We start from the raw sequence: 10,675 nt of genomic DNA on the forward strand, positions 1-10,675 counted from the left end.
CGATCATGATAAAAACTACATTTTTGAGTCTTGCCTTGTTGCTGGCTGGCGGTTTCAGCGCAACAGCAAAAGATTATCCGGTGAGTTCTGCAAAAGAACTTTCCGCCCTTCACTTAAAACCCGGCGACCGCGTCCTGATGAAGGAAGGCAATTGGAAGGATCAGCAGTTGAAATTTAAAGGGATGGGCTTACAAGGTCGTCCTATAGTTTTAATGGCCGCAAATCAAGGGAAAACGATTCTAAATGGAAACTCTACGCTGGACATTGATGGTTCATGGTTATTGGTCGATGGACTTTCTTTTGCCAAGGGTGCTTTGGATTCAGGAGAGGTGATCAATTTTTCCGAAAAATCTTTTTCCTGCCGGCTTACCAATACCAGCATTACAGATTACAACAGTGTTGATGATAAGGTGGATTATACCTGGGTTTCGCTTAGGGGAACACACAACCGTGTTGACCATTGCCTGCTACAGGGGAAAAGTCACCAGGGAGTAACGATGGTGGTCTGGCTTTCCGAAAAACCAAATTACCATCAGATCGACCATAACTATTTCGGTCCGCGTCCGGAGCTGGGAAGGAATGGCGGAGAGACGATCAGGATCGGAACGAGCACCTGGTCTTTTCATGATTCCTTTACCATCGTGGAGCAAAATATCTTTGAACATTGCGATGGAGAAATCGAAGCAGTCTCTGTGAAATCGGGAAAAAATATCATTCGCAATAACCTCTTTTATGAGTGCAAAGCGACCCTTACTTTAAGGCATGGAAACCATTCGGAAGTGACCGGAAATTACTTCATCGGAAACGGGAAGCCAGGCACCGGAGGTGTCCGGATTATCGGGGAAGACCACCGGGTTCATGACAACTATTTTCAGGACCTGACGGGTACCGGAAACAGTGCTGCAATTTCTGTGATGGCAGGCTTGCCGAACCCCATTCTTGTGAGTCACTGGCAGGTGAAAAATGCGGTGATTACTGACAACCTGGTTGTCAATTGTAAGGAGCCTTTTGCCATCGCCGCGGGTTATAGAAAGGACCGGTATTTGCCGGCTTTGAATACTTATTTTGCAAAGAATATCATCGTCAGCAATAGCGATCCTTTGAAGTGGTACGATGAAAAAGTAATCGTAAATTTTGAAGACAACCTGATCTACAGTACTTCCTTTTCAGGAGAGAAGGGTAGGGGATTTGAACTCAAAAATGAGCAGTTAAAAAAGAACAGCGATGGGCTTTTTTTAAGACCAGGACAAGCTGATTTTAAGCCTTTCTGGAAATCGGAGCAGGTCGGGCCATCTGGTTTTTCTAATCTAAATAAAAAGATTATCATAAATTAGTTTTTGTTCTGAGGATTAGGTATTTATATTTTAAGTAAAATAGCGTATTACCAGAGGTTATGACCAAAATAGCCCTGATATCTCTTATGTAACACATGAATAAAGCAATTCTTGCCTTTCCTTTCTTACTGATGGTATTGCCTGTGAAAGCACAAAAAACAGCGCCACTTTGGGTTGATTTTGTGAAGGCAAAACAGACTGGGAAAACGCCGGTCCTCCCCGATTTCTCTTATGCCGGTTACCACTGGTCGGAAAGAAGTCTGCCTGCGCCGGAAGGTAAAAAGATCTTCAGAGTAGACGATTACGGAGGAGTGCCGAATGATGAAAAATACGATGACGAAGCCATTCAAAAAACGGTGGATGCCGCAGCAGCAAATCCTGAGGGGGGCATCGTTTTTTTCTCCCCTGGAAAGTACCTAATATCCCCCGATGGAGATGCTAAAAAACAGATCCGGATTTCCAAAAGCGGGATCGTTTTAAAGGGTAGTGGAAGTACCGTTGGAGGCACTGAAATCTACCAGGAAAACAGGCGGATCAACGGGCGCCAGTTTCTCTTCAAACCCTCCGGAGCAGCGCCGGAAAAGTTAACCGAAATTGTCGAAGATGCAGGAAGAGAAAGCTTCAGTGTAAGGGTCGGAAACGGGGCTCAGCTTCGGGTTGGACAGGACGTGGTGATCCGCCATAAAAGTGAAGAATTTACAAGGGCGTACTTTGCTCCCCTCGAGCTGAAACCACAATGGTCAAGGCTGTTCGGAACAGCCGGTGGAATGCAGATTTATGAGATCCATACGATTGAAAAGATCGAAGGAAATAAGGTCACTTTTAAGAACCCGCTACACCTGGATATCAAAATGGTCCGCGCTGCGAGCTGGACCCTGGAAAGCTATGTTTCCATTACGGAATGTGGCATTGAAGATCTTTTGTTTTCCAGCAACTGGAAAAATTACCCGGAAGAATTTATTCACCATAAGAATGAAATCCATGATTATGCTTATGAAGCTGTTGGAATGGAATACGTCAAGAACAGCTGGATCAGGAATTGTGAGTTTCATGATCTGAATGAAGGCATTTTTATCCGTTCAGGATATCAGATTACCATAGAAAACACGCATTTCAGAGGAAAGAAGGGACATGCATCTATCCATGCCCGCACCGGCTATGGCGTGCTAATTAAAAACTGTTCTTTTAATGGCGCACAACATCACGGTGCCGGAACGGGCTACAGTGCCGTTGGAACGGTCATCACGCATTGTTCTTTAGGAACAGACCAGAATTTCGACATCCATTCCGGGCAGCCTTATGCGACTTTATATGATGATATTGATGGCGGGGTATTTTATAACCTCGGAGGTCCGGAACCCGGACATCCACACCATGGTAAGCAATTGGTGCTCTGGAATTTTCATCATAAATCTGCTAAGGATCAGCACTATAATTTCTGGGATAGGAGCAGGAGAAGAAACTATACCATCGCTGCGCCGATACTGGAAGGTTTTACTTCCGACAGATTAGTTACCTTTGAAAATGCAGGAGTAAATGAGTTGCAGGGAACACCCGTTCTTCCGCGTTCTTTATTCGAAGCACAGCTTCAACTGAGGTTAAAAGGAACGGATATCGTAACGACCAGATAAAATATATACGAATGAAAATCTTGTTAAAGTATTGCTTAATATGGGCTTTGTGGTCGTTTTGCGGCCAGATTTATGCACAATCGAAATTTCGGATTGCCTGTGTGGGAAACAGCATCACCTATGGTTCGGGATTAAAAGACCGCCTAACTGAATCTTACCCTGCCCGCTTACAAGCTTTACTGGGGAGCAAATATGAGGTGTTGAACTTTGGCGTAAGCGGGGCGACGATGCTGAAAAAGGGGAATAAACCTTATTGGAATACGCCTGAATATCAGCAGGTCATGAACTCCGCACCTGACCTGGTTTTCATTAAACTGGGGACCAACGACAGCAAGCAGATCAACCGGGCGGAAATGCCTGGGTTTGAAGCTGATTATAAAGAAATGATCCGGGCTTTTAAAGGGTTAAGCACGAAGCCAAGAGTAGTTTTGTTGCTTCCAGTCAAGGCCTTTTCGGATGAGAAATTTGGCATTTCCGGAACTTACCTCAAAAGCAGTATGATTCCCGTGATTCAGAAAATTGCCTATGATGAGCAGCTGGAAATCCTGGATCTTTATTCCTTATTTGCCGATAAAGAAGCCCTACTGGCAGATAAAATCCATCCCAATGCTACCGGTGATAATTTCATTGCGCTTCGTCTGGAATCCTTCATCAAACAACAAACAAAGCAGGTAAAGTCGCTGGCTGCCAAACTTAAAGCGCCGGTACAAGTGGATTCCTTTTATGGCTATGAAAGCCTTAAATTCTCCTTTCAGGGGCGTGAAGCCAGAATTGTACAGCCTAAAAAAGTGGCCAAAGGAATGCCCTGGATCTGGAGGGCAAGGTTTTGGGGCCATGAGCCGCAAACAGATATTGCCTTGTTAGAAAGAGGCTTTTATTTGGTGTATTGTGATGTCGCGGAGCTATTTGGCAATGCGGAATCCATCCGGATCTGGAATGATTTTTACGCTTCGCTGCAAAAGATGGGCTTCGCGAAAAAGGCTGTTTTGGAAGGAATGAGCAGGGGTGGCGTGTATGTCTATAACTGGGCGGCCGCCAATCCTGGCAAAGTGGCTTGCGTGTATGCAGATAATCCGGTGCTGGACCTTAAAAGCTGGCCGGGAGGAAAAGGGCAGGGGCCTGGAAGTAAAGAAAGCTGGGCAATCTTCCTAAAAGATTATGGTTATCAGACAGATGCAGATGCGATGGCCTTTAAAGGCAGTCCGATTGATCAGATTGAAGCCATTGTAAAAGGAAAGTATCCCATGTTGCATGTTTGCGGCGATATAGATGAGGTCGTTCCAATGGCAGAAAACAGCCTTCCTTTTGCGGAAAAGATTAAACTTGCCGGTGGGGATATTCAAATCATTCATAAGCCGGAAGGGAAACACCACCCCCATAGTCTTCCCAATCCGCAGGTTATTGTTGATTTTGTTCTAAAAGCAACAGGGCAGTAAATTCAGCTTGTTTTAAGTTCAAGTTAATTGTGGTTAGGGTGTGGCCGGGTATCATTCGTACTGAATCCAGGCTTGCTCCACAGTGAGTCCATGGTGAGTCCAGCTTTTACCGGAAAAACGTGGACTCACTGTGGACTTACCGTGGACTTACTGTGGACTTAGTACGACCGGATATCGACCCGAATAGGGAGGGTGTCAGGCTTGATATTATGGAAGGTGAAAACGGATTTTTGATTTTCTATCGAATGATTCCGAAATCATCGGGTTAAATGGAGTTGCTGTATAAAGATAATTATTTAATTTTAATTAACGGTAAAGTGTTTTGTTTTGCCAGCGTAGTTTTTCGTCCAATGGTTAACTACAGAAACATGGAACTACCGAGAAAAACTCGGTAGTTCCAGAAGGGGCACGAAATGTAAAAAGAGTAGTCAATTTTTACAGCTTAGACGTTCTAATATCTGTAGGATATGGAATTACATTTTATTTCTTCAATTCTCTGGCCCTTAGCTGTGCCTGGAACAGAGAGGTTGGTTGTAAACCTTTTTGATCCTGCCCTTCCCATTCCCCATCTGGTTTACCTTTTAACCGCCCTTCAAGCTTTTTACCCTGTAACCCAATCGCATAGTTTTTGCCTGATACCCAGGGGTTTTGGATCGCTGCAGACTTCACCTTACAGTTCCAGACCACCTGTGTTACTCCCGCCCAGCCGTGTCCGCTTCCCCAGTTTCCTCGGTCCTGAACATTGATTTCTCCATCGGTATCAATGTTGTCGTATAGCGTTCCACTGGCCCAGCGATGATGAGGGCCAATGTCGGCATGGGTACTTCTCGACTTACAATGATAGAATACGTTTGGTCCACAGGTCTTTGCACCGGTCACATAGTCGTGCCTGCCTTCAGTCGTTTCCAGGTCCATGAATAGGTTTTGCTGTCCGTTATTATTGAAAGAATACCTTTTTCCACCTGTAATCACCGATTTTGCATCCAGACATCTGGAATCTTTTACGGTGATGTTTTTCGCTCCGCCATCCAGACTAACACAGGCATAGCCAAAAAAGCGGGAAGTGACTCCGGTCACCCACCCGTTTTCGATATGGTCGAAGTCTACTGCGATCCAGCCATGGTCTTCGTCGGTATCACTGGCATATTCGGATTCAAAAAGGATGTTTTCTATTCCTACTTCCTGGATTCTGCCTTTGTATTCGTATTTAAAGATACTTCCGCCACCATATTGCTGATCCATGGCCATCACCACCGGATTGTCTATGAAAACGGTATTGCCTTGTGTTTTAACGATTTCCCGTTCATAGCTGAGGTTGTGATCTGCTCCTGTCCATTGTTTGGTGCCTTCTCTGGCCTCAATCCGGTCCATTTGAAGGTCATGAATCCAGTTGTCCGTTCCAGGTCTGAAAAGAATGATCTTATCGCCGGATTTTAAGCCTTTGGTACTGCTGACTTTGAAAGATTTAGCGCCTGTAGGAACATATTTGTCGGTAATCTGAACCCTGCTGCCCGGAATTTCTGTGATTTTCCCTTTACCCCTGATTTTAAGCAGCGAGCGCAATCCTTTTCCGGAGGCGATGAGTTTTGTTCCTTCTGCCTGGTCTCCTGCGCCTCTTAAAACAATGCCACTGGATTCAATGTTCAGGGTCCCTGCAATGGCATAAGTTCCTTTTGTCAATAAAATGGCCCCTCGATGCCCATTTGCATCGGCAGGAAGAGCAGAAATCTCATCTATGGCATTCTGAATCATCTTACCCGCATCGCCGTTTACCGGATTTAAGGTTTTCACAACCGCGACTTGCGGAATTTCCTTTAATCCATGGTGATAGCCTACTGCACTAAAATCAGGAATGGTATTGCCTTTTTCATCAGGATGGTAGGTGATGCTGCCATTTTTATTGACGTGGAGGAATCTGGAAGTCCAGATTCCATTGTCGTTGATAAAAGAAAAGAGCAGCGCGCTGAGCGAAAGGATCAGCAGGGAGAAAATGGATTGGTGTTTCATTAGAAATCGGATATTATCGGTTGCAAACGCAATACCGCGATAATATCCGACTTTCTTGTCGCTCAAATGAGCAGATTATTCAATCAGGTTGGCAATTAAATTTTCATTCTCTGGATGCGTACTGCGTTGAGAATGGCGACTAAAGCCACACCCACATCGGCAATTACCGCTTCCCAAAGGGTTGCTACGCCTCCTGCACCAAGGATCAGCACGATCACTTTTACGCTCATGGCGAGGATGATGTTTTGCCAAACCACGCTTCTCGTTACTTTTCCGATTTTTATGGCAGAAACGATTTTTGAAGGCTGGTCATTCTGGATCACAATATCGGCAGTTTCTATCGTCGCATCACTTCCAAGGCCACCCATTGCAATTCCTGCATCGGCCAATGCCACTACCGGCGCGTCATTTACCCCATCTCCGACAAAGGCGATTGACCTTCCTTCTTTTTTAAGGTTTTCTACTTTCTCCACTTTGTGTTCCGGAAGGAGGTCGCCAAAGGCGAAGTCAATGCCCAGGAAGGCTGCAACTTTAGCAACGACGCTTTGTTTGTCGCCACTAAGCATCACGGTTTTAATGTTTAAAGCATGGAGGTCGGCAATGGCTTGTTTTGCATCTTCCTTGATCTCATCGGCAATGGTCACGTATCCGGCAAACTGCTGATTAATGGCCACCACGACTACAGAGTCTACAATGGCATCCACTTCTTCAGGATATGGAATATTGTATTTTTTTAACAGTTTGGCATTCCCTGCCAGTACTTCCTTGCCACTGATCAGCCCTTTTAAGCCGTGTCCTGCAATTTCTTCTACTTCGCCAATGCTATCGTGGTTTGGTTCCGTTTCGGCGTACTGAGCGATCGCTGTGGCGATCGGATGCGTCGACTTGCTTTCTATTGCGGCGAGGAGCTGGATGAACTCTTTTTCTGCAATTCCTGCGGTAACCACTTTCTGCACCTGGAAGACTCCTTTGGTCAGGGTTCCGGTTTTATCCATCACCACGGTATCAATTTTAGTCATCACATCAAGGAAATTTGATCCTTTAAACAGGATCCCGTTTCTGGATGCGAGTCCGATTCCTCCAAAATAGCCCAATGGGATAGAAACTACCAAGGCACATGGACAACTGATCACCAGGAAGACCAATCCGCGGTAAAACCATTCCTGAAAGCTGTAATTGGCGACAATAAAATAGGGAAGGGCCACCACCAGTACGGCAAGAAGGAATACAATTGGCGTATATACTTTGGCAAAACGGGAGATGAACAATTGGGTTTGGGATTTTCTGGCAGTCGCATCCTGTACCATTTCAAGAATCTTGCTCAGCTTGCTGTCTTTAAACAGGGATTTCACTTCTACCTGTGCCAATTGGTTCAGGTTGATCATTCCGGCCAGGACCTGTTCGCCTTTGGCTTTGGAATCCGGTTTAGATTCTCCGGTCAGGGCTGCGGTATTGAAAGTCGCTTTGTCGGAATATAAAACCCCGTCTAAGGCCACCTTTTCTCCCGGTTTTACCTGGATGATCTCTCCGATCTGTACTTCTGCAGGGGCAATGGTGTTTACTTTTCCTTCGCGGATCACATCTACACTTTCCGGTCTGATGTCCAGCAAGGCTTTAATGCTTCTTTTTGCCCGGTTTACAGCAGCATCCTGGAACCATTCGCCGATAGAATAGAACACCATTACGGCTACGCCTTCGCTATAGGAACCGATGGCGAAAGCACCGAGAGTGGCGACGCTCATCAGGAAAAATTCATTGAAAAAATCCAGTCTCAGCGCTTTTCTGAAGGCAAGTTCCAATACGTTGTATCCGGCAAGCAGATAGGCAGGGATGAAAATGGCCAGCTGGATGTAATTGTTGAAGGTGGTGTTGAAGCCATATTCCAGGGTTAACATCAGGAGAACGATGGCCAGTGAGGTTAACAATGGCCAGTGGCTTTGCCATCCTTCAGGTTCTCCGGAGCCATGGTTGTGTCCATCGTCGTCGTCGTGTTCTTCTCCTGAATGGCCATGATCTTTATGATCATGGCCCGCATGGTTATGATTTGTATGGTCATGTGCCTGACCGTTGTGCTTGTGAGTAGTGGTAACTTCTTCTGTAGAGCAGCAGTCTTTGAGTTTCTTAGATTCTTGCATCGTCATAGATTTTGATACTACAAATGTAGCCGCTACGACGATGCAATGCTATTGCAATGTTAGCCGGGATGGCACTGATCACAAATTCCTTTGATGATCAGGTTCATTTCTTCCGACTGGAATCTTTTAGGTAAGGAGATTTCGGGAATTTTGGTATTTGGCAGGCAAAAAGTCTCTTTACAGGTGTTACAATAGAAATGGACATGGAGGTCATGGTGGTGATCGCCATCACAATTGTCCTCGCATAAAGCATATTTCGTTGCTCCGGTTCCATCCTCAATGCTGTGCACCAACCCCTTTTCCTCAAAAGTCTTTAAGGTGCGGTACAGGGTGATCCGGTCTGAAGGGCCCATTCCCTTTTCCAGATCATTTAGACTAATGGCAGCGACCTGTTTAATCAAAAATTCCAGTACCAGTAAGCGCATGGCTGTAGGATTGATGTCCTTGTTTTTGAGCCGGTGTTCTATGTCTTTTGTCATCTGTTATTTTGATTCTATGAGGTCCCATAAGTTACCATAAAGATCTTCAAAAACGGCCACAGTTCCGTAATCTTCTTCTTTTGGTAGTCTTATAAAATTAATTCCTTTATTGGTCATGTCCTGATAATCTCTCCAGAAATCATCGGTGTAGAGAAACAGAAAGACCCGGCCGCCGGTTTGGTTTCCAATCCGGCTTTTCTGTTCCGCGTTCGCTGCTTTTGCCAGTAAAAGCCCGGATTCCGGAGATCCGGGAGGAGCAATTCTAACCCAGCGTTTTGTGGGACTTTGAACCGTGTCTTCTAATAAAATGAAATGAAGCTTTTTGGTATAGAACGCAATGGCTTCGTCATAATCGGCAACTACCAGTGCCATGTACCCAATCTGTTGTTTCATGGTTTGCTAAATCAGGAATTTAATGGCTGTGTTCTGCAGGGCCTGAAGATTTTGACTGCAGGTAAAATGCACCTTTGGTCACCAGGCGCGTATTTGCCGGCAATTTTTCCAATGGGGTAATGTTGATATAACCCAGTTCCGAAACTCCGGTAACGACTTCTACTTTTTTGAAATGTGTGCCATGACCAGCCTCTTTTGCTTCCGCTTTTTCTTCTTCTACAATGAAAATATATTCCTTGCCTTCTGCTTTAACCACGGCATCAACCGGTACTGCCGGAGCAAGCGCTGTGCCTACGCTGATCAGTCCGGTTACATACATTCCTGGAATGAGGTTGCTCAATGGTCTTGTGATGACCGCATGGACAATTACGCCCTTGGTATCGTCTTCAAAAGATTTGTTGATCCCGTTTAAGACCCCTTCAATCTGTTGGTTTTCCTGATTGGTTAACCTGAAGCTTACTTTTTGTCCGATGTGAACCTTAAAAAGGTCTTTCTCATAGACGAGGAGGTCTGCGTGAATCTTGGAATTGTCTACGATGTCCATTAATGAAGTTCCCGGCTGGATGAAAGCGCCAGTGGTGACGGCAATCGTACCTATTGTTCCGGCGATAGGGGCAACGACAGGGATTTCTGAGCTGATCTTACCGGAAGAGACTCTGGAAGGAGAGATGCCCAGTTGTTGCAGCTGACGTTCCAAAGCTTTGATTTTAGACTGCTCTGCATGGTAATTTGCTTCGGCAAGCTGGAAGGATTTGCCCGTTCCTGCATCTGCTGCTTTAAGCTGCTGCTGACGCTTATATTCGGCATCCACAAAGCTGAACCCATTCTTTGAAGACAGGTAATCCTGCTGTAAACGGATCATATCCTGATTTTCTATAATGGCCAGAACTTGTCCTTTTTTTACTTTCTGACCTTCCAGTACACTGATTCTGCGGATAATTCCACCGGAAAGTAGGTTTACCTTGGCTTCATTTTGTGGCGGTACAGCCAGTTGTCCGCTGGCTTTTACCACGGCTGTCAGGTTTTTCTCTTCAATTTTGCCGATCTGAATGTCTACGGCCTTCATTTGTTGTTCTGTTAATTCGATTTCATCGCTATGGCCCTCTTCTCCGTGTTCTTCTTCACTATGGCCTTCTTCTTTGACCGCCGCTGTTTTTTCTGTTGATTTTTCCTGGCTTCCGGTACATGAACTCAGGCTGATGCTCATGGAAATGGCGATCATAAGGGCAAGCTGGAATTGTTTTTTATATAAGTTCATCT

The 10,675-nt window shown here is 45.3% G+C and carries 8 protein-coding genes; 3 read left to right on the plus strand and 5 right to left on the minus strand.

Annotation, left to right across the window (positions count from 1 at the left end; translation table 11 throughout):
* The first annotated feature begins 5 nt into the window (after positions 1-5).
* The 3 genes from AAFF35_RS08520 (at position 6) to AAFF35_RS08530 (ending at position 4,401) form a co-directional block, all read left to right on the plus strand.
* Positions 6-1,334, plus strand: coding sequence for a polysaccharide lyase 6 family protein (locus tag AAFF35_RS08520; protein WP_342332010.1), 1,329 nt, complete (start codon positions 6-8; stop codon positions 1,332-1,334).
* Between the two features lie 95 nt (positions 1,335-1,429).
* On the plus strand, positions 1,430-2,965 hold the full coding sequence (locus AAFF35_RS08525) for a DUF4955 domain-containing protein (protein ID WP_342332011.1): 1,536 nt from the start codon (positions 1,430-1,432) through the stop codon (positions 2,963-2,965).
* Between the two features lie 11 nt (positions 2,966-2,976).
* Entirely contained in the window at positions 2,977-4,401 is a 1,425-nt protein-coding gene (locus AAFF35_RS08530) for a GDSL-type esterase/lipase family protein (RefSeq protein ID WP_342332012.1), read from the plus strand.
* A gap of 480 nt (positions 4,402-4,881) precedes the next feature.
* Here AAFF35_RS08530 and AAFF35_RS08535 read toward each other — a convergent pair whose 3' ends face one another.
* From AAFF35_RS08535 to AAFF35_RS08555, 5 genes are all read right to left on the minus strand, one after another.
* Positions 4,882-6,408: a hypothetical protein gene (locus AAFF35_RS08535; RefSeq protein ID WP_342332013.1), complete on the minus strand. Its 1,527-nt coding sequence runs from the start codon at positions 6,406-6,408 to the stop codon at positions 4,882-4,884.
* Positions 6,409-6,503: 95 nt separating this feature from the next.
* Positions 6,504-8,543, minus strand: coding sequence for a heavy metal translocating P-type ATPase (locus AAFF35_RS08540; RefSeq protein ID WP_342332014.1), 2,040 nt, complete (start codon positions 8,541-8,543; stop codon positions 6,504-6,506).
* Positions 8,544-8,602: 59 nt separating this feature from the next.
* Positions 8,603-9,022, minus strand: coding sequence for a transcriptional repressor (locus tag AAFF35_RS08545; protein ID WP_342332015.1), 420 nt, complete (start codon positions 9,020-9,022; stop codon positions 8,603-8,605).
* Positions 9,023-9,025: 3 nt separating this feature from the next.
* Positions 9,026-9,415 carry a VOC family protein gene (locus AAFF35_RS08550; RefSeq protein WP_342332016.1) on the minus strand — a complete coding sequence of 130 codons (390 nt, stop codon included), beginning with the start codon at positions 9,413-9,415 and terminating at the stop codon, positions 9,026-9,028.
* Between the two features lie 19 nt (positions 9,416-9,434).
* Positions 9,435-10,673 carry an efflux RND transporter periplasmic adaptor subunit gene (locus AAFF35_RS08555; RefSeq protein ID WP_342332017.1) on the minus strand — a complete coding sequence of 413 codons (1,239 nt, stop codon included), beginning with the start codon at positions 10,671-10,673 and terminating at the stop codon, positions 9,435-9,437.
* Positions 10,674-10,675: the final 2 nt, after the last annotated feature.

This window comes from Pedobacter sp. FW305-3-2-15-E-R2A2 (genome assembly GCF_038446955.1).
GTDB lineage: Bacteria > Bacteroidota > Bacteroidia > Sphingobacteriales > Sphingobacteriaceae > Pedobacter.